This window comes from Aestuarium zhoushanense (genome assembly GCF_056431045.1).
This window is the reverse complement of record NZ_JBWKMA010000022.1, coordinates 660,619-684,634: the sequence shown is the minus strand read 5'-3', so window position 1 is coordinate 684,634 and position 24,016 is coordinate 660,619. Positions and strand designations below refer to the sequence as shown.

The window sequence follows — 24,016 nt, the reverse complement described above, 5'->3', positions numbered from 1 at the left end:
CGACCATGGCAGAACCTTTCGTGACGCGGTAGAAGGAAAGCGACACATTTTCGCCGAGGCTCGAATGATAAAGCTGGACGACCGCGACATCGCCATTCTGCGCATCCTTGCCACCGACGGCAGGATCACTAAGGCGGCGCTGGCAGAAAAGGTCGGCTTGACCCCGACACCTTGCTGGGATCGTTTGAAAAAGCTGGAAAAGGCGGGGCTGATCGACGGCTATGGGGCGCGGTTCAATCTGCGCAAACTCGGCCCTTGGGTAACGGTCTTTGTCGTTGTTGAACTGGCAGATCACACCGCCGCATCGTTCCGCACGTTCGAGGCACGGATTGAGGCGCATGACGACATCACCCACTGTTGGGCCTTAGGCGGTGGCTATGATTACCTGATGCAAGTCGCGGCCCGCGATGTAGAAAGCTACCAGATGACGATGGACGATCTGTTAGAGGCGCGGATCGGGATTGCTCGTTATTTCACCTATATCGTGACCAAACAGATCAAGGGTGGGGGCCTCCCGCCGCTGCATCTATTTGCAGACTAAATTGTGGGTCTAGTGCGCGTTTTGCAGCTGAATCATCTGCGGCATCAGTGAATTTCACATCCTGCCTCGGGCAATTCGCGGGCACTATCGCGCGACTCTACCCGATAGGAATGACGATGCTGACGAACGACCAACTGGCCCAATGGGACCGCGAGAACTTTTTCCACCCCTCGACCCATCTGGCCCAACACGCCCGCGGCGAAACCCCGACCCGCATTATCAAAACCGCGAGCGGCTGCCACATCGTAGACCGTGACGGCAAAAAGCTCCTTGATGCGTTTGCTGGCCTCTATTGCGTGAACGTTGGCTACGGTCGTCAGGACATCGCCGAAGCGATTGCCGATCAGGCGCGCGAATTGGCTTATTACCACGCCTATGTTGGTCATGGGACTGAGGCATCGGTTACCCTGTCGAAAATGGTGCTCGACCGTGCGCCGGACCACATGTCCAAGGTCTACTTTGGCCTGTCGGGGTCGGATGCCAACGAGACGAACATCAAACTCGTTTGGTATTACAACAACATCCTCGGTCGCCCCGAAAAGAAAAAGATCATCTCGCGCTGGCGTGGTTATCACGGCTCTGGCCTGATGACGGGATCGCTGACGGGCCTTGGTCTGTTCCATGCGAAATTCGATCTGCCGCTCGAACAAGTCATTCATACCGAGGCGCCGTATTACTTCCGCCGTCCTGACGTCAACATGACCGAAGAGCAGTTCACCGCGCATTGCGCCGCCGAACTCGAAGCGCTGATCGAACGCGAAGGCGCGGACACCATCGCGGCCTTTATCGGTGAACCTGTCATGGGCACAGGCGGCATCGTCCCACCGCCTGCTGGCTATTGGGCTGCTATTCAGGCTGTTCTGGAAAAGCACGACATTCTGCTGATCGCGGACGAGGTCGTCACCGGCTTTGGCCGTTTGGGGTCCATGTTCGGCTCGCACCACTACGACCTGAAACCTGACCTGATCACGATCGCCAAAGGTCTGACGTCTGCCTATGCGCCTCTGTCTGGCTCGATCGTCTCGGATCGTATGTGGAAAGTGTTAGAGCAGGGCACCGACGAAAACGGTCCCATCGGTCACGGTTGGACATACTCTGCGCACCCGATTGGCGCGGCTGCAGGCGTGGCAAACCTCAAATTGCTAGATGAATTGAACCTCGTTCAAAACGCTGGCGAAATGGGTGCCTATCTGAACGCCCAGATGAAATCTGCCGTGGCGGATCACCCGAATGTCGGCGAAGTTCGCGGCGAAGGGATGCTCTGCGCGGTAGAGTTCGTGGCTGACCGTGATAGCCGCACCTTCTACGATCCATCGCAGAAAATCGGCCCGTCGCTCTCTGCTGCCATGGCGTCGCGTGGTGTGATTGCGCGTGCGATGCCCCAAGGCGACATCCTCGGCTACGCGCCGCCGTTCTGCCTGACCAAAGACGAGGCAGATACCATCGTCGCGGCCACCGTCGACTCGATCAAAGAAGTGCTCGGTTAAAACGACAACGGGCCGCAGTTCGCTGCGGCCCTTTTCGTTAAAGCGGGATCGTCATCCCGTCGGTCCCGACAAACAGCGGCCCGCTGTAGTGTGGTGTGATCTCTGCGTGCCAATCTTCCAAGGTGAAATCAGGATCGTCGCTCGGGATCAGGTGATTTAGGGCGAGTTGTTTCACCCCTGCCGCCGTCGCGATTTTAGCCACCTCAGCCGCAGGCGAATGTGACCGTTCAAGGTGCACCCTCAGACGGTCGTCACCATTCCCAACCCGTTTGCACAGGGCATCAATGCCCGCGCTCAGCATCGCTTCATGAACGAGGAGGTCGGTATCTTTGGCAAAGTCGATCATCATGTCGATTGGCGCCGTATCACCTGAAAGCGTCGTCGATTTCCCGTCACCCGCCATACGCAGGGCAAAGCTGTCGATAAGAGGCGGATGCTCATTGCGGATCGCCTCGACCGTTACGCTGCCGATTGCAAACTGCCCGGCATCGAGCAGCCGAATATCGGCCAATGGCTCTAGCGCTGGGCGGCCTTCATCCGCGATCCGCAGGGAAATATCGGCCTCCATCGAGGCAAGGAACCCCTGCCAATAGGCGGTCAGACCTGCGGGGCCGTAGATCGGCACGGCGCGCTTTAGCCCAGCGGTCCATGCCGTGTGCATCAGTGGTCCCAACTCTAGATAATGGTCGGAATGCATATGCGTCACGATAATCGCATCGAGGTCGGTCAGCGCGACACCCGCATCGCAAACCGCCCGCGATACACCAAGACCCGCATCAACGAGGATCACTTGCCCCGCCAACCGCACAAGGATCGAGGTCGGCATCGGGGTTCCAGGTCTGATCGCAGGACCGCCCTTGGTCCCGAGGAGAGTGACGCAATTGTCCATGCTATAGCCCTTGTGAAAAGGGCGGCCCGAAAGCCGCCCGATATCCTTAGATCGTGTCTTTGTAGTTCACGTTCTTAATGTCATCACCCGGCGCGGATTTTTCGCGCCGCACGATCAAACGGTTGATCGCGTTGATGTAGGCCTTGGCCGACGCAACCACAGTGTCCGTATCTGCCGACTGACCTGTCGCAATACGACCATCCTCTTCGAGCTTGACCGAAACGGTGGCCTGCGCGTCCGTTCCTTTGGTCACAGCGTGCACCTGATACAGGTCCAAACGGCCACCATGCGGGAAAATCGCCTTAACCGCATTGAACGTTGCATCAACCGGACCATCGCCCGTCGCGTGAACCGATTTCTCTTCGCCACCAACCAGCAGGGTCAGGTCAGCGGTCTGCGGACCCTCGGTGCCGCAAACAACGCGGAGCGATTTGAACTTGATATGGTCCTCGACAGTGTCGTTCTGACGGATCAGAGCCACGATATCGTCGTCGTAGACTTCTTTCTTGCGGTCAGCGAGGTCTTTGAACCGCACGAACAGGTCGTTTAACTGGTTGTCGGCCATATCAAAGCCGAGCGTTTCCAGTTTCGCCCGCAGTGCCGCACGGCCAGAGTGTTTGCCCAGCGGCAGCGAGGTGCCAGCCAAACCTACGTCCTCTGGGCGCATGATCTCGAACGTTTCTTTGTTCTTCAGCATGCCGTCTTGGTGGATGCCAGATTCATGCGCAAAGGCGTTCTTACCAACGATCGCTTTGTTGAACTGCACAGGGAAACCCGACGCGGTCGCAACGCGGCGCGAGATGTTCATGATCTTCGTGGTATCAACACCTGTGGTGTAAGGCATGATGTCGTTCCGCACTTTGAGCGCCATCACGACTTCTTCCAACGCGGTGTTACCTGCGCGTTCGCCCAGACCGTTGACGGTGCATTCGATCTGACGTGCACCACCAGCCACAGCCGCCAGCGCGTTCGCCGTCGCCATGCCAAGGTCGTTGTGGCAGTGCGTCGCAAAGATCACGTCATCTGCACCCGGAACGGTCTCGATCAAGCGTTTGATCAGGTCCGCGCTTTCCATCGGGGCGGTGTAGCCCACGGTGTCAGGGATGTTGATCGTGGTCGCACCTGCTTTGATCGCGATTTCGATCACGCGGCAGAGGTAATCCCACTCTGTGCGGGTCGCATCCATCGGGGACCACTGGACGTTGTCGCAGAGGTTCCGCGCATGGCTGACCGTTTCGTGGATCTTATCCGCCATCTCATCCATGGTCAGGTTCGGGATCGCACGGTGCAACGGCGAGGTGCCGATGAACGTGTGAATACGGCCCGAGCCTGCGTGCTTGATCGCTTCAGCGCAGCGATCAATGTCTTTAAAGTTCGCACGTGCCAGACCGCAGATCGTCGAATTCTTCGAACGCTGAGCGATTTCGGATACAGCGCGGAAGTCACCCTCGGATGCGATGGGGAAGCCAGCTTCGATAATATCGACACCCATATCGTCGAGCAGCTCTGCGATTTCGAGCTTCTCTTCGTGGGTCATGGTAGCGCCGGGCGACTGTTCGCCGTCACGCAGGGTTGTGTCGAAAATCAACACGCGGTCTTTGGTCATGTCATAATTCCTTGTCTGTCCTTAGCTTTTTGTCCCGACGCTAAGACACCCCTGAGCGGTCGCGCCGGAAGGCACGCTCAGAGGCTGCTAAGGAGTAGAAGGGCGCACGAGGACGACGCACCGCAAATGCGGGCAGTCTGAGTGATATGATCCAAGCGCGTCATGGGGCGGGACTATACCCATGATTCCCGCGAGGGAAAGAGCGTTTTTGCCCGTTTTTGCTCTGGCTCATTGAATGGTCGTGTTTTGGTCGGGGAAAACTGGACAGTGGGGCAGGGGAGGCTAGTTCTGGCGCATGAAACGAAACCTAATCATTGGCGCCTCAGGAGGCATAGGCCGCGCGTTTTGCGATGTAGTTGATGGCGAGGTCATCAGCCTATCGCGTCGTGACAATGGTCTGGACGTGACCGACCCTGCTTCGGTCGATCGTGTTCTGGGTGCCATTGAGGGGCCTTTTGATCGCGTGATCGTCGCCGTGGGTATCCTCGCCCCCAACGGTGCAGCGCCAGAAAAATCCCTGTCGGCCATTGATGCGCAGACGATGGCGCAGGTTTTTGCGGTGAACACGATTGGCGTGGCGCTGGTCCTGCAGCAGGTTCCCCGACTGCTTGCCCCAGCGGGTCGGGTTGGTGTGCTCTCCGCGCGGGTTGGGTCGATTGGGGACAACGGATTGGGCGGCTGGCATTCCTACCGCGCATCGAAGGCCGCCGTGAACCAGATCATTCGTGGCACGGCGTTGGAACTGAAACGAACGCACAAAGGTTCAGTCGTCCTCGCCCTTCACCCTGGGACCGTCGATACGCCGTTCACCGCTAGCTATGCCGCAAAGAAACTGTCGCCGACGGATTCTGCCGCTGCACTACTCTCCGTCCTCGACGGGGCAGGGGCAGACCAAACAGGGTCGTTCTACGATTTCAACGGGGCGACCGTGCCGTGGTAAAGCTCGTTCTCGTTTTGGGTGACCAACTTTCGCCGACCCTCTCTGCCCTGCGCGAAGCAGATAAGTCCCGCGATGTCGTCGTCATGGCCGAAGTCATGGGCGAGGCAACCTACGTCACCCACCACCCCAAAAAGATCGCCCTGATCTTTGCCGCGATGCGCAAGTTCGCGGACCGTCTAAGGGCTGAGGGCTGGCAGGTGGACTACATCACTCTGGATGATCCCGAAAATGCGGGCAGCATCGCTGGGGAACTGCTGCGGCGCGCCTCCGAACACAACGCTGCCGAAGTGATTGCGACCCAATCGGGCGAGTGGCGACTGATCTCAGCGCTCGAAGATCTGCCAATCCCAGTGCACCAGTTCCCTGATGACCGTTTTCTCGCCTCTCACCGTGATTTCGAGGATTGGGCAGAGGGCCGCAAGGCGCTGCGGATGGAGTATTTCTACCGCGATATGCGCCGCAAAACAGGACTTTTGATGGAGGGCGATCAGCCCGCAGGCGGTCAATGGAACTACGACCACGATAACCGCAAACCCGCGCCCGATGCCGTCGATTTCAGCGGACCGTTGCGGTTTGAACCAGATGCGATCACGGCAGAGGTTCTGAACCTCGTCGAAGACCGCTTTGGTCAGAACTTTGGCGATCTACGCCCGTACTGGTTCGCGACCGACGCCCAGCAGGCTCAAACCCAACTCGATCACTGGATCGCGCTGGGCTTGCCGAAATTCGGTGACTTCCAGGACGCCATGCTGACGGGGCAAAAGTTCCTCTGGCACTCGATCATCTCGATGTATCTCAACATCGGCCTCTTGGACCCGCTTGAGGTCTGCAAACAAGCCGAAGCCGCCTATCGCAGCGGCACCGCGCCGCTCAACGCGGTGGAGGGGTTCATTCGTCAGATCATCGGCTGGCGGGAATATGTGCGGGGCATCTATTTCCTGCACGGCCCCGACTACATGACCCGCAACGCGCTGGGCCATGATCGTAAACTGCCGTGGCTCTACTGGGGCGGCGAGACAAAGATGCACTGCATGTCTCAGGCCGTCGAACAAACCCGTACAGAGGCCTATGCCCACCATATCCAACGGCTCATGGTGACAGGCAACTTTGCGCTCTTGGCGGGGGTCGATCCACATCAACTGCACGAATGGTATCTGGCCGTTTATGCCGACGCCTTTGAATGGGTCGAGGCCCCGAACACCATCGGGATGAGCCAGTTTGCCGACGGTGGTGTGATCGCGTCCAAACCCTACGTGAGCAGCGGCGCCTATATCGACCGAATGTCAGACTACTGCGGATCGTGTCACTACAAGGTCAAAGACAAAACGGGCGACACCGCTTGTCCGTTCAACTTGCTATACTGGCATTTCCTCATTCGTCACCGCGACCGTTTTGCTGGCAATGCCCGGATGGGGAACATGTATCGCACATGGGACCGAATGGACGACACGCGCAAGGAAACCGTTCTAGCTGATGCGGAAACGTGGCTCGCCCGACTGGACGCGGGCGAGGTCGTTTAATTCGCGGGCGCTTCGGGTGCTGCGTCTGGGGTGGCCTCGGCGGGGGCCTCTGGCGCACCTGTCGCAACATCACCCGCAGGGGCGGCATCATCGCGGGTCACGTAGAGGTCCTGATCCCAGTTCCCGCTTTCGATCTGTCCCGAGGCATAGCGCATCGTGCCATCCCCCTGACGCCGACCCGCAACAAAGGTGCCCTGATAAATATCGCCGTTCGAGTAGGTCGCGACCCCTTGGCCGGAAATCTCGCCGTTCTGCCATTCACCTTCGTAGGTAAAGCTCTCGTCGGCTTCGGTGGCGGGGTTGTCGGGGATGGTGATCTTGCCCTGTCCATGGCGCTGGCCGTTCTCAAAGTGGCCAAAGTAGACGGACCCGTCGGCATAGGTTGCGGTGCCAATCCCATGGCGTTGACCGTTTGCCCACTCACCGTCGTAGGAATAGCCGTCGCCATAGCGCATTACGCCGCGACCGTGGTTTTTTGCGTTCTTGAATTCGCCCTCGTAGACGAGACCAGAGGCATAGGTGGCAATGCCTGTTCCCTCGATCACGCCATCGACCCAACCGCCGACATAGGTCGAGCTGTCTGGATAGGTGATTTTGCCTTCGCCATTGGGTAGGTCGTTTGCGAACTGCCCTTCGTAGACAGAACCGTCTGGGTAGAGCACTTTGCCCTGACCAGACATCGCGCCACCTTCCCAGCCGCCGACATAGACGTAGCCGTCCGTCCCGCGGAACGTGCCCTGACCGTGGCGACGATCATCGTGGAAACCGCCCTGATAAATATCACCGTTGGCGTAGGTCACAGTGCCCGTGCCTTCGCGGTGACCTGCGACCAGATCGCCCTCGTAAATGTCGCCGTTCGGCTGGACTAGTCGACCGATGCCCTCGATCTGACCAGCGACCCATTTGCCCTCGTAGATGGTGCCGTCCTGCATCAGCAGCTTACCGTCACCTTCGCGGTCATCACGGGCCAGCTGGCCCTCATAGATCGTGCCGTCGGGATAAGTGATCGTGCCAGAGCCTTCTTTGACGCCGTTCACCCACTGGCCCGCATAGCTGTAGCCGTTCGGGCTGCGCATTGTGCCTGTGCCGTGGTGCATCGCGTTGCGGAATTCGCCCTCGTAGATGACACCGTTTGCATAAGTGGCGATGCCGCTGCCGGTGATATTGCCATCGACCCAGTCGCCCTCATAGACGCCACCATCGGCAAAGGTGATCTTGCCTGTGCCGCTCGGCTTACCTTCGGCGAATTCGCCCTCATAGACGGAGCCATTGGGGAAACGCGCAACGCCATTGCCTTGGATGCGGCCTTCGACCCAATCACCGTTGTATTCATAGCCATTGGGCAGGCGATACATCCCTGTCCCGTGCTGTTTGCCGTTCAGGAATTCGCCTTCGTAGACGCCGCCATCCTCATATTGCTTGGTCTGGACGTCCTGCGCCACGGCCCCTGTCATCGACAGAACCAAAACTGCACCGCCCCATAGCGCCCGATTGCGAGTCATCGTTAACTTTCCCTATTCCAGCCCGCGCGATGCTAATAGAGCCCGCCCGCCGATACAACGGTCTAGGGGGGATTGGGCCGCAATCCGCTTTCCCTTAGCGTGGGTTCTGGTAAACCTGTCGTGAGTTAGCGCACAGGACACCGATGACCGACACATTCCGCATCACGATGGCCCAATTGAACCCCACCGTTGGGGATGTCGAAGGCAACGCCGCCAAGGCCAAAACCGTTTGGGACACCGCCCGCGCGGCTGGATCGCAGATGGTCGCTCTGCCAGAGATGTTCATCGCGGGCTATTCGACCCAAGACCTCGTGATGAAACCTGCGTTCCAGCAAGCCTGCTATGATCGCATTGTCGCTCTCGCTGCGGAATGCGCGGATGGCCCGATGATCGGGATCGGTGGGCCATTGGCGGAAAACGGACGGCTCTATAACGCCTATTTCATCCTCAAGGATGGTAAGATCGCAGCGCGCCAGCTGAAACACTTCCTGCCCAACTACAACGTCTTTGACGAAGTGCGTCAGTTCAATCGTGGCGCCATTCAGGGGCCGTATGATGCTGGCCCCCTGCGGATCGGATCGCCAATTTGCGAGGACGCTTGGTTCCCCGACGTGGCCGAAGCCATGGTCGAAAGCGGTGCCGAACTCCTCGTCGTGCCGAACGGATCGCCCTACTACCGTGGAAAATTCGACCGCCGTATAAACACGATGGTCGCCCGTGTGATCGAAAACGATGTGCCGATGGTCTACGTGAACACCGTCGGCGGTCAGGATGATCAAGCATTCGACGGCGGATCGTTTGTGCTGAACCGTCACGGCAAACTCGCCGTCCAATTGCCATTGTTCGAAGAGGCCGTGGCCCACGTCGATTTCCACCGCACCGAGGACGGCTGGGAAGCCGCCGAAGGCCCCAAGGCTACCTTTGGCGATGCGTGGGAACAGGACTATCACGCGATGGTCACGACGCTCCGCGATTACATGCGCAAAACGGGATTCAAAAAGGTGCTGCTTGGCCTTTCGGGCGGGATCGACTCTGCCATCGTTGCGACCATCGCCGTTGACGCGATCGGTGCCGAAAACGTGCGCTGCGTGATGCTGCCCTCTGAATACACCTCGCAAGGATCGCTCGACGATGCCGAAGACATCGCGAACCGTCTGGGTGTCCACTACGACTATGTGCCGATCAAGCAGGGCCGCGATGCGATCACCGAAACGCTGGCGCCACTTTTTGCGGGCCGCGACGCTGACCTGACCGAAGAAAACATCCAGTCGCGCCTCCGTGGCCTGCTGCTCATGGCGCTGTCGAATAAATTCGGGGAAATGCTGCTGACGACGGGCAACAAATCCGAGGTCGCTGTGGGCTATGCCACGATCTATGGCGATATGAACGGCGGCTATAACCCGATCAAAGACCTCTACAAAACGCGCGTCTTTGAAACCTGCCGCTGGCGCAACGCCAACCACCGCCCGTGGATGAATGGCCCCGCAGGCGAGGTGATCCCCGTTTCAATCATCGACAAACCGCCAAGTGCCGAACTCCGTCCCGACCAAAAGGACGAAGACAGCCTGCCGCCCTACGACATCCTCGATGCGATCCTCGAAGGTCTGGTCGATGACGAAGCCAGCGTTGCCGACCTCGTCGCCAAAGGCTTCGACCGTGATGTGGTGAAGAAAGTAGAGCATCTGCTCTACATCAGCGAATACAAACGTTTCCAATCGGCACCGGGTACGCGCCTGACGAAACGGGCGTTCTGGCTGGACCGCCGCTACCCCATCGCAAACCGTTTCCGCGATAACGCATAATTACGTCGCTTTCCGTCCTGCATGTCGGAAAGCGAACAGACCCCAGACCGTTCGCGCCTAAATGACCGTCCATTCAGTAAAGGAATGGACGACCATGATCACTGTGCACACGGTGCCCGACGCTTTTTCAATCGAAGACTGCGACCGCATTCTCGATCTGGTGCGCTCTGCGCCTGCGAAGGACGCGAAACTTGTCGGGCGTGAGCAGAACCACAACCTGCGCCGCGCCGATCTCGTTTGGCTCGATGATGTTGAGGGCGCGGATTGGGTGATGAATCGCATCATCGATGTCGTGCGCGTGGCCAATCGGGATGCCTATGGCTTTGATCTCACCGACTTTTCCGAAAGCCCGCAGGTCGCCCGCTATGGTGCCGAACGCGAAGGGCATTTTACATGGCATTCCGACATTGGCGACGGTCGTGTGGCGTCCAAACGCAAGCTGACCATGGTCGCGCAACTGTCCGAACCCGAGGATTACGAGGGCGGCGCGCTAGAGGTCATGCCGTCAAACGCCGTGATCACCGCGAATAAGGCACGCGGCGCCGTCACGATGTTCCCGTCGTATCTGCTGCACCGCGTGACACCTGTCACCAGTGGTGAACGCTACTCGCTCACCATCTGGGCTCACGGACCCGCGTTCCGCTAATTAATCGAGGGGTTGGCCCAGCGCGGCCAGCCCCGCATTCACCCGCGCAGTTTCTTCAGCCGTCAGAGTGCGGGCACGGGGATAGCGCGGTGCCTCGCGATCATTCAGGATCGGCCCCCAATTGTGGGTCGTATCAAAGAAGTGATCCGCCCCTTCGTCGCCAAAGACCCGCAGGTACCCCTGAACAACCACGTCCAGATAGGACAACAGGATCGGGCGTGTGACGGGTTCGAGGTAATGCGCAGCGTCGACCTCATACACAGCGGTCGATTGCACCGCGCCGTCGATCAAATGGGTCACGTCGCGGCGCAGATATCCGCTTTCCCGTTCATCCAGCGCCGCCCAATCCGCATTAGGCACCGCCGCCGTCACGCCGAGCAAGGTCGTGCGGTCACAGGGTTCTACCGATAGAAACGCAGGCTCTTGGATTTGCGTATGCCGCCACACGCGACGCCATCCCCGCAGCTTGGCAGGTTTGGGGTCGGGATAGGTATGGGTGGTCAGGTTTACGAGGCTGCCATAGCCGAAAAAGCGCGGGTGGGTCATGCGAATATCCGTCGTCATCGTCCCCGCACCATTATCGCGTTCAGGATAAAGAGGCGAGGGGCTACTGAGACTCACTCTTGAGGATGCCGCGGTAGGTATAGCTCGGTTTGATTGCGCCAGCGGGTTCGTCGACAAAGTTGGGGTCTTGCGGCAGACATCCCGCACCACAAACCTGATAGGCCATCATCTCAGAGCTATCGATATACCAAAGACGCCCACCGGGTGTCGCGACCCAGCCGTCGATACCAGAGTCCTCGTCTGATTCCATATCGGTCGAGGACGGCAGTTCGGAATTGTAGTCAGGGTTATACGTGCTGTGCGTGTGAAACGAGGCGATCACATCCATCTTGGCTGGCCAAGTCGGCAGATAGCAGGCCGCTTCTTCACCGCGATTGATCCGTGTGGTCATCAGCTCGCCATCGGGCCCATAGCCCAAATACCCGCATAACTCGCGGTTCGCGGCAAATGACTGCTCTTGGATTTTTTCAAAGATTTTGATGACGAACGCGAATTCCGCACCATCAGGTGCTTCGGCGTGTGCAGTCATACTGGTCGCGCATAGGATGCATGCGGCTGCTTTTAAAAATCTCATGGGCGCGAGCATCCCCGCACCCATGATTCCAATCAAGTCCGAATAAACGGCAGATTAGAGAATGGTGATGTTGATCGCGGATTCGCGACCATCACGGCCAGCCTGAAGTTCGAATTCGACTTTCTGGTTTTCGTTCAGACCAGTGAGGCCCGAGCGCTCTACTGCCGAAATGTGAACGAAAATGTCTTTTGCGCCGCCATCAGGGGCGATAAAGCCGTAGCCTTTGGTGGTGTTGAACCATTTCACGGTGCCGGTAGCCATCGTGATGTCTCCTGTTTTAGTAACCCGCTCGCGGAATTGCAGCGGAGCCGGCTCGTCAGAACGTGATCGAAGAACTGAGCCGGATTCGGAGACAGTGTCGATAAGTAGTAACTCGCGTCCTTTATGATGGGGTCCTCTCCTTAAATAATCAAGCTTTGCGTGAGGCCCACTTGACAGTTGGCGCAGTCTAGCAACATGTAGCGCAGCTTTGTTCGTCATGGTCGTGTTACATGTCCAAACAGTCCCCCTGAGTCTGATCGCAAATGGCTTGCCGCCGGCGGGGCGGTATTCCTTGTTTGGATGCGATCATGGCACCTTTGCTTACGTCTTCTGGTGATTTGGCGGCTGACCGCCGTTTGTCTTATGCCGACGCTCTCTTGGCGGAGGGCGATGCGCGCGCGGCGGCTGACCTGATGCACGAAACCATGCCGACAGTCCCGATGTGGACGGCGGGATGGATGCGTTTGGGTGAAATGGCCGATGCGGCGGGTGATGCGGCCTTGGCCCAAGAGGCCTACGCCCAAGCCCTCGCCACTGACCCGTCTGACCGTTTTGGTGCGACGTTGCGGTTGGATTTGCACCGCGCGGTCCCTCTGGCAGAACGCGTTCCTGCGGCGCATGTCGAGGCTCTGTTCGACGACTATGCCCCTCGGTTTGAGGCCTCTCTCGTTGGGGCGCTGGGCTATTGCGGGCCAGACCGCATTTCAGAGGCGCTCTCGGGTCCGCTTGGCCGCGTTCTCGACCTTGGCTGCGGGACGGGCCTGATGGGCGCTGCAATTGTGGGGCGCTACGAATGGTTGGGTGGCTATGACCTCTCCGCGCGGATGCTCGCGCAGGCCAAAGACAAAGCGATCTATGACCACCTCGAACAGCGCGACCTCGCCACATTGATGGTAGACGGCACCCGCTATGACACGATCATCGCGGCGGATGTGTTCATCTATATCGGCACGTTGGAGCGGATCATCGGCTGGGTCGCAGCATCCCTGACCGACACGGGCCGCTTTGCCTTTACCGTCGAAGTCCACGACGGGGAGGGCGTCAAACTCCAGCCATCTCACCGCTACGCCCATTCGGAACAGTATATTCGTTCGCTCTTAGATGTTGCGGGGTTCAGGGATGTTCAATTGTCCCAAACCACCCTTCGCCAAGATCGCGGAGAACCGATTGCCGCGCTCATCGTAACGGCCAACGCACCGTTACGAACATCCGACCGCGAAGGCGAGGCCGATGAAACCATGGCCTAAGGGGCTTGCATCTTTACCTCGCAAACATATATGGTTTTTGAGATATATGGAAGGAGGCACCGATGGCTGGCCTGAAAATGACCTGTTTCGATTGTGGACAGGTGAACCGCGTTCCCGACGACAAACTGACCGCTGGTCCGAAATGTGCCACCTGCGGGACCAAACTCATGTCGAATAAGGCGATCGAGATCGACCTCAAGACACTTCAGAAAGCGGCGAAAACCGATGATGTCCCTTTGGTCGTCGACTTCTGGGCACCATGGTGCGGACCCTGCCGCATGATGGCGCCAGAGTTTTCAAAGGCCGCTTCTGAATTGTCATGCAAGGCGCGACTGGTGAAGGTCAACACCGAGATGCACCAAACCGCGAGCCCGAAATTCGGGATCCGCGGCATTCCCACGATGGTGAAATTCGCCAAGGGCAAAGAGGTCAAACGCCAGTCGGGTGCCGTTCCAGCATCCGCGATTATTACGTGGGCGTCGACCTAAGGTCTGATTGGCAGATCAGAGAGTGGTATTCAGGCGGCGTTCGGCATGGTCGGTCGCCAGCCACACCAATGGAATCGCAATGCCTGCGATCATGTAGAGCGCAAACGAAGCCATCAGGCTCAGGTCCAAGAATACGAGACCTGCACAGGCAGCGAGCAGGCCGATAAAACTTCCAGCGATAAAAGCGACAAACGCCATTTGAGTACCTCAACACACGGGGATCAGCAGCGATCCGACACTCAGGCTTAACGCCGTCAAAGTTGGTGCGTCTTGTTGGCTTATTCCTCTGTTTACCGACCCTATCCTTTGGAGCACGTCTCAACGTGACACCTGTTGCAGGAACATGACACATCTGTGTTCGAATCCTGAAAGGCGGGGCTGAAGCGCCTGAATTTCGGGCAATTTTGATTCGTTGCTGATTACTTGGTTGATAGAAAACTTCTATCAAATGACGGCTTATCGATATTGTTTTCCGTGATCACTTCAACGAGTGTCTGGTAAACTTTCGGAGCCCGCTATGACACAAGCCCAGCCCACGCCAGAGGCGATAGGCGAAACCATCGCCCGCCATCTTCACCTCGAAGGCCCGCTTTTGCCGATTCTGCATGATTTGCAGCATGAATTCGGCTTTATCCCTGAAACTGCCGTTCCCCTGATCGCTGCCGAACTGAACATCGGTCGCGCCGAAGTGCATGGCGTGGTCAGCTTTTACCACGATTTCCGCGATGCCCCTGCGGGCAAGCATGTCGTGAAAATCTGTCGCGCTGAGGCGTGCCAGTCGGTTGGCGCAAATGCCCTGTCCGATCACGCTCTGGCAAAATTGGGCGGCGACTGGCACATGACGACGCCGAACGGCAATATCACGATTGAACCTGTGTATTGCCTTGGCCTCTGCGCCTGTGGTCCTGCTGTTCTGGTCGATGATCAGCTCGAAGGTCGCGTTGATGCGGCTCGTATGGATGAAATCCTGGCGGAGTGCGGCGCATGAAAATCTATATTCCTCGTGACGCAGCCGCCAAAGCTCTCGGCGCTGAACGTATCGTCAAAGCAGTAGAGGCAGAGATCAAAGAGCGCGGCATCGACGCGCAGATTATCCGCAATGGCTCCCGCGGGATGATCTGGCTCGAACCGCTGGTCGAGGTTGAAACCGCCGAAGGTCGCGTGGGCTATGGCCCTGTGACCGTTGCTGACGTCAAAGCGATCTTTGAAGGTGACAGCGACAAGGCGCTGGGCGATGTGGAACAGATCCCGTTCTTTGCCGCGCAAACCCGCCTGACCTTTGCCCGCGTTGGTAAAATCGACCCGCTGTCCCTGTCCGACTACGAAGCCCACGGTGGCCTCGTCGGTCTGCGCCGCGCAATCTCCATGTCCGCCGAGGCGATGGTGGACGAAGTGAAAACCTCTGGCCTGCGTGGTCGCGGTGGCGCTGGCTTCCCGACAGGGATCAAATGGGACACCGTGCGCATGGCGCATTGCGAAAAGAAATACATCGTTTGCAACGCCGACGAAGGCGACAGCGGTACCTTTGCGGACCGCATGATCATGGAAGGCGACCCCTTCACCCTAATCGAAGGCATGATCATCGCGGGTCTCGCGACGCATGCGACCAAAGGGTTCGTCTACATTCGTTCGGAATACCCTGATGCCATCGAACAGATGGAAGCGGCCTGTGCGATTGCTCGTGATGCGGGCGTTCTGGGCAATGTGCTGAACTCTGGCCACCAGTTCGACATCGAAATCCGTGTGGGCGCTGGCGCTTATGTCTGTGGCGAGGAAACCTCGCTCCTCAACAGCCTTGAGGGCAAACGCGGCACCGTTCGCGCGAAACCGCCGCTCCCTGCGCTGCAAGGCTTCATGGGCCGTCCGACCGTTGTAAACAACGTCATTTCTTTGGCGACTGTTCCTGTGATCTTTGAAAAGGGTGCGCAGCACTACGCGGACTTCGGCCTTGGTCGTTCGAAAGGCACCATGCCGATCCAGATCGCAGGCAACGTGAAATTCGGCGGTCTGTTTGAAACTGCGTTCGGTATGCCACTCGGCGATCTCGTGAACAAAATCGGTGGCGGCACCGCCTCTGGTCGTCCTGTCAAAGCCGTTCAGGTTGGCGGCCCTCTCGGCGCCTATATGCCTGTGTCCAAATTCGACACGCCCTTTGGCTATGAGGACTTCGACCAAAAGGGCGGCCTGATCGGTCACGCCGGTATCGTTGTGTTCGACGACACTGCCGATATGCTCGGCATGGCGCGATTCGCGATGGAGTTCTGCGCGGTTGAAAGCTGCGGTAAATGCACCCCTTGCCGTATCGGTGCGGTGCGCGGCGTAGAAACCATCGACCGTATTGCGGCGGGCGATAACGCGGCCGTCGAAATCCTGACTGATCTTTGTGAGACAATGAAAGACGGGTCGCTCTGCGCGCTCGGCGGGTTCACCCCGTTCCCCGTCATGTCTGCACTGCAAAATTTCCCTGAAGAATTCTCGACCGCGAAGGAGGCCGCAGAATGAAGGACTTTATTATCCCGTGGACCGATGATCGCGATCTCGGCACCCCTGCTGTAAAATCTGACAAGACCGTCACCATCACCGTCGACGGATTTGAAGTCACCGTTCCCGAAGGCACCAGCGTGATGCGTGCCTCTGCACTGGCGGGCATCGACATTCCGAAACTCTGCGCGACTGACAGCGTTGAAGCGTTCGGTTCGTGCCGTCTGTGCGTTGTGGAAATCGAAGGTCGTCGTGGCACGCCCGCATCCTGCACCACCCCCGTTGCAGCTGGCATGGTCGTTCACACCCAATCGTCCAAGGTTCAGAAAATCCGCAAAGGCGTGATGGAGCTTTATATCTCCGATCACCCTCTGGACTGTCTGACCTGTGGTGCGAACGGCGACTGTGAACTTCAGGACATGGCGGGCGCTGTTGGCCTGCGTGATGTGCGCTATGAAGCGGTCGAAACCCACTTCAAAGCCAAAAACACCAGCGGCGAAGCCAACCCGCAGTGGTTGCCCAAAGACGACAGCAACCCGTATTTCACCTACGATCCGTCGAAGTGTATCGTGTGCTCGCGTTGCGTTCGTGCCTGTGAAGAAGTGCAGGGCACCTTTGCACTCACCATCGAAGGCCGTGGTTTCGACAGCCGCGTGTCCGCTGGCGCGTTGAACGACACCTTCCTGTCGTCCGACTGCGTATCCTGTGGTGCCTGCGTTCAGGCCTGCCCGACCGCGACCCTGCAGGAAAAATCCGTGATCGAAATGGGCACACCGACCCGTTCCGTTATCACGACCTGCGCCTATTGCGGCGTGGGCTGTTCGTTCAAGGCAGAGATGCGCGGTGACGAACTCGTCCGCATGACGCCATATAAGAACGGCAAAGCGAACCGTGGTCACTCCTGCGTCAAGGGCCGTTTTGCTTACGGTTACGCCACGCACCAAGACCGCATTCTCAACCCGATGATCCGTGACACGATTGATGAACCATGGCGCGAAGTGTCGTGGGACGAGGCGCTGACTTTTGCCGCGACCCGTCTGCGCGGTCTGCAAGAGAAATACGGTCAGAAGTCTATTGGCGTGATTACCTCGTCGCGCTGCACGAACGAAGAGACCTTCCTCGTCCAGAAACTGACCCGCGCTGTGTTCGGCAACAACAACACCGACACCTGTGCCCGCGTCTGCCACTCGCCGACTGGCTATGGTCTGGGTCAGACCTACGGCACCTCTGCTGGCACACAGGACTTTGACTCGGTCGAAGAAACCGATTGTGCGCTGATCATTGGTGCGAACCCGACCGACGGTCACCCCGTTTTCGCCTCGCGCCTGAAAAAGCGTATCCGTCAGGGCGCAAAGCTGATCGTGATCGACCCGCGTCGCACGGACATGGTGAAATCGAACCACATCAAGGCCGACCACCACCTTGCGCTGCGTCCGGGCACCAACGTGGCGATTGTCACCGCGCTTGCGCACACGATCGTAACCGAGGGTCTGATCGACGAAGACTACGTTAAAACCCGCTGCGATTGGGACGAATACCTCGCTTATGCAGAGTTTGTCAGCGATCCGCGCCATTCGCCCGAAGCTGTCGAAATGCTGACAGGCGTGCCTGCGGCAGAGGTTCGTGCGGCGGCCCGCACCTATGCGACGGCTGGCAAGTCCGCGATCTACTACGGCCTCGGCGTGACCGAACACAGCCAAGGCTCGACCACCGTCATCGGTATCGCCAACCTCGCGATGCTGACGGGTAACGTCGGTATCAACGGCGCTGGTGTGAACCCGCTGCGTGGTCAGAACAACGTTCAGGGTTCCTGCGATATGGGGTCGTTCCCGCACGAACTGCCGGGCTACCGCCATGTAAAAAACGCTGATGTCCGCGAAATATTTGAAAAGGCATGGGGCGTTGCGATTGATCCTGAACCGGGTCTGCGTATTCCCAACATGCTCGACGCGGCAGTCGATGGCACCTTCAAGGGCCTCTACTGTCAGGGCGAGGACATCCTTCAGTCCGACCCTGATACCAAACACGTTGCCGCTGGCCTTGCTGCGATGGAATGCGTGATCGTCCATGACTTGTTCCTGAACGAAACCGCGAACTACGCGCACGTCTTCCTGCCCGGTTCTACTTTCTTGGAAAAAGAGGGCACCTTTACCAACGCTGAACGCCGCATCAACCGCGTGCGCAAGGTGATGGCACCGAAGAACGGCTATGCCGACTGGGAAGTCACCCAGATGTTGGCGAACGCGATGGGCGCAGGTTGGACCTACACCCACCCAAGCCAGATCATGGAAGAAATCGCAGCGACCACCCCGTCGTTTGCGAATGTGACCTACGATTTGCTCGAAGAACGCGGTTCGATCCAATGGCCGTGCAACGACAAGTCGCCAGATGGCACGCCTCTGATGCACGTCGACGGCTTTGTCCGTGGCAAGGGCCGCTTGATCGTCACCGAATACGTGGCGACTGACGAAAAAACAGGTCCGCGCTTCCCGCTGTTGCTGACCACAGGTCGTATCCTGTCGCAGTATAACGTGGGCGCTCAGACCCGTCGGACCGCGAACGTTGTCTGGCATGATCAGGACGTTCTGGAAATTCACCCGCATGACGCAGAAGTCCGCGGCGTGAAGGACGGTGATTTCATCAAGCTCGCATCGCGGTCTGGTGAAACGACGCTGAAAGCGCAGATCACGGATCGTGTCTCACCGGGTGTGGTCTACACGACTTTCCACCACCCAGATACGCAGGCGAACGTGATCACCACGGACTTTAGTGACTGGGCGACCAACTGTCCTGAATACAAGGTCACTGCCGTTCAGGTCAGCCCGTCGAACGGTCCGTCCGCGTGGCAAGAGGACTACAACGCGCAGGCCACCGCCTCGCGTCGTATCCTTCCGGCGGCAGAGTGAGCGCGGCGAAATCCATCGCCGGACAAAGCTGGCGGGGCGGGGTGCAGGATATGCACCGCGCCTTGCCCGAAGAAGTGCCTGTGGCCATCGTCTTTAACGGCACAACGCAGGCCGTGATGATGGCGACGCCCGACGCGCTGGACGCCTTTGGGATCGGCTTTGCCCTGACCGAAGGCACCGTCACCAATGCCGATGAGATCGAAAGCCTAGAAGTCATCGAACATGACCAAGGGTTCGAAGTGCGGATGTGGATCGCGGATGCAGCCGCCAAACGAATGGAGGATCGACGTCGGTCGATGATCGGTCCGGTGGGTTGCGGCCTCTGCGGGATCGATAGCCTAGAGCAGGCGATGCGAAAGTTGACAACTGTCAACATTAACAAGACGTTAACCTATTCTGAGGTCAACGCAGCGACCGAAAGCCTCCGCCAGCACCAGCCCTTGCATGACCAGACACGCGCCGTTCATGCAGCGGGGTTCTGGTGCGATGGCATAGTTGCCGTGACCGAAGATGTGGGCCGTCACAACGCCCTCGACAAGCTGATCGGCACCTTGGTGCAGCGCGGTATCGACCCTGCGACGGGCGCGATTGTTCTCACCTCGCGGGTGTCGGTCGATATGGTCCAGAAAACTGTGATCGCTGGTGCGCCGATCCTGATCGCCGTGTCTGCGCCGACCGTGCAAGCGGTTGAGATCGCCGATGCCGCCAACCTGACCATTGCCGCGTTAGCGCGTGGCGATGGCTTTGATGTCTTTACCCATCCTGAACGGATTATCCCCGATGAAGTCTGAAAAAATGGTCTACATGGCGAACCAAATCGCCACTTTCTTTTCCTCGCAGCCTGGCGATGACAAAGCGGACCGCGTTGCCGCGCATATCAAAGATTTTTGGGAGCCGCGTATGCGGGGCCAGTTGAAATCGCACATCGATGCTGGCGGCGAAGGTCTGTCGCCTTTGGCGCTGGACGGTGCAAAGATCGCGACGGCAGAGTAAACTGACCCGTTGAACGTTTTTGTATACCGAGGTATGCAAAGCGCAAGCCTTTCGACTCTCCGAACTTTTGGCGTGCGCTTCTGTGTCTGCAAAAACGATCTTTTCCAATGCTTTACCAATTTCGCTGTCGTTGACGATCGGCGGGATCGGGGGTGGGTTCTTCTACTATTTCCACCTGCCCCTGCCGTGGATGCTCGGCGCGATGATCGCGACATTTGCGGTCGTCATGGGCGGGGCAAAGCTCAAGGCGCCTGCAATGTTGCGGCCCATCGTGATCTCGGTGATCGGGGTCATGCTGGGGTCCGGATTTGACAGCGGCATCCTAGCTGATGCGCGTGCTTGGGCGGTGTCGTTGGCCTTTCTCGGGTTCTACCTCGCGGTCGCATCGGCCATCGTGGTTCCGTTCTACACGCACATTGGTAAGTTCGACCGGACCACCGCGTTTTTCGCGGCGATGCCCGGTGGTGTGAATGACATGATGCTCATCGGTGAGGCGATGGGGGCCGATCCGCGCAAGATCATCCTCGCTCATGCGGCACGAATTCTAGTGACGATTGCGGTGATCGCGTTCTGGTTCCGTGTGGTTCTGGGGTTGAAGGTTGCGGGCTTTGCCATCGAGCCCGTGTCGCTGGGTATGGTGGATGTCGCGATCCTTACGGCCTGTGCTGTGGCGGGCGTCTATCTGGGTGGTTGGCTGCGTTTGCCTGCCGCGCAACTGGTCGGACCGATGATCCTGTCAGCGATTGTGCATATCGTGGGTGTGACCCATTCCGCACCGCCGCCCGTTTTGGTGATCGTCGCGCAGGTGGTTTTGGGCACCGTGTTGGGCTGCCGCTTTGTCGGGGCGCCAAAACCGATGGTGGTGCGGTCGCTTGTTCTGAGCCTCGGTGCGACGCTGCTGACCTTGACCGTCACCTTGGTCTTTGCGGTTCTGTTCCATGGGTTGTTCGGCCAAACGGCAGAGCAGGTGATCCTCGCCTATGCGCCCGGTGGATTGACCGAAATGAGCCTTGTCGCGCTGTCGATGAACGCGGAGGTGGCGTATATCTCGGTTCACCACCTCGCACGGATCGCACTGGTGATCGCCTTCGCGCCCATCGTGATGAAGTGGCTCTTGCGCCGCGGTTAACAAATCCGCGGCAGCTGTTCGCCCACCAACATATCGACAATCCGACTGCCGCCAAAAGCCGTGCGCATGGTGACCATTGGCGCGCCTTCTTTGGCCCGACCGATGATGGTTGCGCCTTTGCCCGTGTCCACGGATCGCATCGCCGCCAGCGCCGCATCCGCATGTTCTGCAGGGACAAAGAGGACGAGCGTTCCCTCATTCGCCAAATACAGCGGATCAAGCCCGAGGATCTCGCAGGTGCCTTTGACCTCTGCCCGAAGGGGGAGCGCGGCCTCGTCGATCTCAATCGCGCAGCCCGCTGCCTCGGCCATTTCGTTGAGCGCAGAGGCAATCCCGCCCCGTGTCGCATCACGGCAGGCCCGGACGGGAACGGCAGTGCAGGTGGCCTCCATCAGGTGGCCCAGTGCGGCGCAATCGGACTGGAGGTCAGAGGACAGCATCATGTCACCCCGCGCAGCGAGGATCGTCGCCCCATGATCACCGAGCACGCCGTTCACGATGGCAACGTCGCCTGCTTGGATCATGTCCGCCCGTAGATCACGTCCCGCTGGGATCACGCCGACGCCCGAGGTGGTGATGAACACCTTGTCGGCAGAGCCACGCCCGACCACCTTTGTGTCGCCCGTGACGATCTTTACGCCTGCCTTGTCCGCTTCGGCCTTCATGCTGGCGACGATACGGCGGAGGAGGGCGATTTCGGTGCCTTCCTCGATGATGAACGCCGCAGAGAGCCAGAGCGGTTTCGCCCCCCCAACGGCCAGATCGTTGACTGTGCCGCAAACGGCGATTTTGCCGATGTCGCCGCCGGGGAATTCGACGGGTGTCACCACGTAACTGTCAGTCGTAAAGGCCAATTGCGCGCCCGTTTCAAGAAGCGCCTCATGGGTCAGACGGGCCTGATCCTCGCGGCTGGTGGGTTCAAAGACCGAGGTGAAAACCTCTGCGATCAGGTCGCGCATGGCTTTGCCGCCGCCACCGTGAGACAGCGTTACTTTGTCGTCGCGCAGGGTCATTCGGCAGGCTCCACAGCGCGGCGTCCGCCGTATTGCCAATAGGCGGCACAGGCGCCCTCGGAACTGACCATCAGCGCGCCCAGTGGCATTTCGGGCGTGCAGCCCTTGCCAAATTGCGGGCAAGCGGTGGGTTTCATGCGGCCCGTCATGACGGCCCCACATTCGCAGTCTTCGGGTTCTTGGACCATACGGGGGCCAGCGGCGTATCCGATGCCAAATTTTTCTTCGGCATCAAACGCTTTGTAGCTGTCACGGATTTTGAGGCCAGAGGCGTCAATCTCGCCCAGCCCGCGCCATTCAAACGAAGGGCGGCGTTCGTAGACATCGTTGATTGCTGCGATTGAAATCGGGTTGCCATGTTCGGGCACGATCCGTGCGTATTGGTTTTCCACCTCGGCGCGGCCATCGCGGATCTGGGTGAGGACCATCAGCACCGATTGCAGAAGGTCCAGCGGTTCAAACCCAGCGACGACAATCGGTTTGCCGTAGTCGCGGGCGATGAAATCATAGGGATGCACGCCGATCACCATCGACACGTGACCCGGCCCGACAAACCCGTCGAGCATCATGTAAGGATCATCCAGCAGCGCCTTGATCGGTTCGGGCACGGTGATGTGGTTGCAGAACACAGAGAAATTCGTCAGCCCATCACGCGCGGCCTGTTGGATCGAGAGCGCGGTCGAGGGCGTCGTTGTTTCGAACCCGAGGCCAAAGAACACGACTTCTTTGTCAGGGTTCCGGCGGGCCAGTTCCAACGCATCAAGCGGGGAATAGACCATGCGAATATCGGCTCCGTCCGCCTTGGCCTGAAGGAGAGACTTTTTCGTTCCCGGCACGCGCATCGCATCGCCAAAGGTCGTGAAAATCACGTTCGGTTTTTCGGCGATCTGCACGCATTCATCGACGCGGGACATTGGCAGGACGCAAACAGGGCAGCCCGGACCGTGGATAAATTCGATGCCTTCGGGCGTTAGCCGATCCAACCCGTAGCGGAAAATCGCGTGGGTGTGGCCGCCGCAGATTTCCATGATGTGGACGGGCTTTTCTTTGGTCGCGCCGATCTGGTTGGTGACCTTTTCGATCTCGGCCAAGAGGGATTTTGCAGCAGTGGGGTCGCGGAATTCTTCGACGTATCTCATTTCGTTTCCTCCAGCGCTTTCGCACCCTCGGCCATCGCCTCAAGCGTCTCTTGGGCCTCGCCCAACCCGCGCAACGCTTCGAGCGTTTTGGCGGCTTCGTCGTCGTCGATAATCGCCATGGCAAAGCCGACGTGGATCAGGGCGTATTGACCGATCAGGTCGTCAGGGTTGCCTGTTAGGACGGGCGCATAGGACACTTCGCGTTTGACACCAGACACATCTGCCATTGCCATCATGCGTGTTGGGTCGGTGATGGCCACGATCTGGCCGGGGATACCTAGGCACATG

Annotated in this window: 24 protein-coding genes; 14 read left to right on the top strand and 10 right to left on the bottom strand. The window is 58.7% G+C overall.

Annotated elements, in window-relative coordinates; genetic code table 11:
• Window positions 1–64: 64 nt before the first annotated feature.
• The gene (locus AC07ED_RS10835) at window positions 65–541 is read left to right on the top strand and encodes an Lrp/AsnC family transcriptional regulator (RefSeq protein ID WP_211096404.1); all 477 of its coding nucleotides are present in this window, start codon (window positions 65–67) and stop codon (window positions 539–541) included.
• Window positions 542–657: 116 nt separating this feature from the next.
• Window positions 658–2,028, top strand: a complete 1,371-nt coding sequence (locus AC07ED_RS10830) for an aspartate aminotransferase family protein (RefSeq protein WP_105235793.1) — start codon at window positions 658–660, stop codon at window positions 2,026–2,028.
• A 37-nt stretch (window positions 2,029–2,065) separates the two neighbouring features.
• Here the strand turns inward: AC07ED_RS10830 and AC07ED_RS10825 are convergent, their stop codons facing one another.
• Window positions 2,066–2,917, bottom strand: coding sequence for an MBL fold metallo-hydrolase (locus AC07ED_RS10825; RefSeq protein ID WP_105235792.1), 852 nt, complete (start codon window positions 2,915–2,917; stop codon window positions 2,066–2,068).
• A 46-nt stretch (window positions 2,918–2,963) separates the two neighbouring features.
• Window positions 2,964–4,523 (bottom strand): 2-isopropylmalate synthase, encoded by a 1,560-nt coding sequence (locus tag AC07ED_RS10820; RefSeq protein ID WP_105235791.1) that lies wholly within the window; start codon window positions 4,521–4,523, stop codon window positions 2,964–2,966.
• 295 nt (window positions 4,524–4,818) lie between these two features.
• Here AC07ED_RS10820 and AC07ED_RS10815 point away from each other — a divergent pair, with 295 nt between their 5' ends.
• Together AC07ED_RS10815 and AC07ED_RS10810 are read left to right on the top strand one after the other, a co-directional pair.
• Window positions 4,819–5,463, top strand: a complete 645-nt coding sequence (locus tag AC07ED_RS10815; protein ID WP_105235790.1) for an SDR family NAD(P)-dependent oxidoreductase — start codon at window positions 4,819–4,821, stop codon at window positions 5,461–5,463.
• Window positions 5,457–6,983 carry a cryptochrome/photolyase family protein gene (locus tag AC07ED_RS10810; protein WP_105235789.1) on the top strand — a complete coding sequence of 509 codons (1,527 nt, stop codon included), beginning with the start codon at window positions 5,457–5,459 and terminating at the stop codon, window positions 6,981–6,983. Before AC07ED_RS10815 ends, AC07ED_RS10810 begins: the two co-directional genes overlap by 7 nt.
• On the opposite strand, the gene AC07ED_RS10805 is transcribed toward AC07ED_RS10810, so the two are convergent.
• Window positions 6,980–8,485 (bottom strand): MORN repeat-containing protein, encoded by a 1,506-nt coding sequence (locus AC07ED_RS10805; RefSeq protein WP_105235788.1) that lies wholly within the window; start codon window positions 8,483–8,485, stop codon window positions 6,980–6,982. The two genes, AC07ED_RS10810 and AC07ED_RS10805, sit on opposite strands and share 4 nt — an antisense overlap.
• A 143-nt stretch (window positions 8,486–8,628) precedes the next feature.
• Here AC07ED_RS10805 and AC07ED_RS10800 point away from each other — a divergent pair, with 143 nt between their 5' ends.
• Together AC07ED_RS10800 and AC07ED_RS10795 are read left to right on the top strand one after the other, a co-directional pair.
• Window positions 8,629–10,287: an NAD+ synthase gene (locus tag AC07ED_RS10800; RefSeq protein ID WP_105235787.1), complete on the top strand. Its 1,659-nt coding sequence runs from the start codon at window positions 8,629–8,631 to the stop codon at window positions 10,285–10,287.
• 94 nt (window positions 10,288–10,381) lie between these two features.
• Window positions 10,382–10,933 carry a 2OG-Fe(II) oxygenase gene (locus AC07ED_RS10795; RefSeq protein ID WP_105235786.1) on the top strand — a complete coding sequence of 184 codons (552 nt, stop codon included), beginning with the start codon at window positions 10,382–10,384 and terminating at the stop codon, window positions 10,931–10,933.
• On the opposite strand, the gene AC07ED_RS10790 is transcribed toward AC07ED_RS10795, so the two are convergent.
• The 3 genes from AC07ED_RS10790 to AC07ED_RS10780 form a co-directional block, all read right to left on the bottom strand.
• A complete protein-coding gene (locus AC07ED_RS10790) occupies window positions 10,934–11,497 on the bottom strand; it encodes a gamma-glutamylcyclotransferase family protein (protein WP_245918070.1) in 564 nt (187 codons plus the stop codon).
• A gap of 43 nt (window positions 11,498–11,540) precedes the next feature.
• Window positions 11,541–12,026, bottom strand: coding sequence for a DUF4329 domain-containing protein (locus tag AC07ED_RS10785; protein WP_158664546.1), 486 nt, complete (start codon window positions 12,024–12,026; stop codon window positions 11,541–11,543).
• Between the two features lie 99 nt (window positions 12,027–12,125).
• Window positions 12,126–12,332 carry a cold-shock protein gene (locus AC07ED_RS10780; protein WP_067550117.1) on the bottom strand — a complete coding sequence of 69 codons (207 nt, stop codon included), beginning with the start codon at window positions 12,330–12,332 and terminating at the stop codon, window positions 12,126–12,128.
• Window positions 12,333–12,640: 308 nt separating this feature from the next.
• On the opposite strand from AC07ED_RS10780, the gene AC07ED_RS10775 reads away from it, so the two are divergent.
• Together AC07ED_RS10775 and trxC are read left to right on the top strand one after the other, a co-directional pair.
• Window positions 12,641–13,579 carry a methyltransferase domain-containing protein gene (locus tag AC07ED_RS10775; RefSeq protein WP_245918069.1) on the top strand — a complete coding sequence of 313 codons (939 nt, stop codon included), beginning with the start codon at window positions 12,641–12,643 and terminating at the stop codon, window positions 13,577–13,579.
• 62 nt (window positions 13,580–13,641) lie between these two features.
• Window positions 13,642–14,067 carry a thioredoxin TrxC gene (gene trxC / locus AC07ED_RS10770; RefSeq protein ID WP_105235783.1) on the top strand — a complete coding sequence of 142 codons (426 nt, stop codon included), beginning with the start codon at window positions 13,642–13,644 and terminating at the stop codon, window positions 14,065–14,067.
• Window positions 14,068–14,082: 15 nt separating this feature from the next.
• Here trxC and AC07ED_RS10765 read toward each other — a convergent pair whose 3' ends face one another.
• Complete coding sequence (locus AC07ED_RS10765; RefSeq protein WP_105235782.1) at window positions 14,083–14,265, bottom strand: hypothetical protein; 183 nt, start codon at window positions 14,263–14,265, stop codon at window positions 14,083–14,085.
• Window positions 14,266–14,584: 319 nt separating this feature from the next.
• Between AC07ED_RS10765 and AC07ED_RS10760 the strand changes: the two genes are divergently transcribed.
• The 6 genes from AC07ED_RS10760 (at window position 14,585) to AC07ED_RS10735 (ending at window position 21,576) form a co-directional block, all read left to right on the top strand.
• On the top strand, window positions 14,585–15,055 hold the full coding sequence (locus tag AC07ED_RS10760) for a formate dehydrogenase subunit gamma (RefSeq protein ID WP_105235781.1): 471 nt from the start codon (window positions 14,585–14,587) through the stop codon (window positions 15,053–15,055).
• Entirely contained in the window at window positions 15,052–16,569 is a 1,518-nt protein-coding gene (locus tag AC07ED_RS10755) for a formate dehydrogenase beta subunit (RefSeq protein WP_105235780.1), read from the top strand. Before AC07ED_RS10760 ends, AC07ED_RS10755 begins: the two co-directional genes overlap by 4 nt.
• On the top strand, window positions 16,566–19,454 hold the full coding sequence (gene fdhF / locus AC07ED_RS10750) for a formate dehydrogenase subunit alpha (protein ID WP_105235779.1): 2,889 nt from the start codon (window positions 16,566–16,568) through the stop codon (window positions 19,452–19,454). The genes AC07ED_RS10755 and fdhF overlap by 4 nt, the downstream gene beginning before the upstream one ends.
• Entirely contained in the window at window positions 19,451–20,245 is a 795-nt protein-coding gene (fdhD, locus tag AC07ED_RS10745; protein ID WP_105235778.1) for a formate dehydrogenase accessory sulfurtransferase FdhD, read from the top strand. The genes fdhF and fdhD overlap by 4 nt, the downstream gene beginning before the upstream one ends.
• Entirely contained in the window at window positions 20,235–20,447 is a 213-nt protein-coding gene (locus AC07ED_RS10740; protein WP_105235777.1) for a formate dehydrogenase subunit delta, read from the top strand. The genes fdhD and AC07ED_RS10740 overlap by 11 nt, the downstream gene beginning before the upstream one ends.
• Before the next feature lie 130 nt (window positions 20,448–20,577).
• Window positions 20,578–21,576: an AbrB family transcriptional regulator gene (locus AC07ED_RS10735; RefSeq protein WP_478242178.1), complete on the top strand. Its 999-nt coding sequence runs from the start codon at window positions 20,578–20,580 to the stop codon at window positions 21,574–21,576.
• Here AC07ED_RS10735 and hypE read toward each other — a convergent pair.
• Genes hypE through hypC form a run of 3 tightly spaced genes read right to left on the bottom strand, consistent with a single transcriptional unit; the run spans window position 21,573 to window position 24,015 of the window.
• Window positions 21,573–22,589, bottom strand: coding sequence for a hydrogenase expression/formation protein HypE (gene hypE, locus AC07ED_RS10730; protein ID WP_105235776.1), 1,017 nt, complete (start codon window positions 22,587–22,589; stop codon window positions 21,573–21,575). The genes AC07ED_RS10735 and hypE overlap by 4 nt on opposite strands.
• Complete coding sequence (gene hypD, locus AC07ED_RS10725; RefSeq protein WP_105235775.1) at window positions 22,586–23,728, bottom strand: hydrogenase formation protein HypD; 1,143 nt, start codon at window positions 23,726–23,728, stop codon at window positions 22,586–22,588. The genes hypE and hypD overlap by 4 nt, the downstream gene beginning before the upstream one ends.
• Window positions 23,725–24,015 carry a HypC/HybG/HupF family hydrogenase formation chaperone gene (gene hypC / locus AC07ED_RS10720; protein ID WP_105235774.1) on the bottom strand — a complete coding sequence of 97 codons (291 nt, stop codon included), beginning with the start codon at window positions 24,013–24,015 and terminating at the stop codon, window positions 23,725–23,727. The genes hypD and hypC overlap by 4 nt, the downstream gene beginning before the upstream one ends.
• Window position 24,016: the final 1 nt, after the last annotated feature.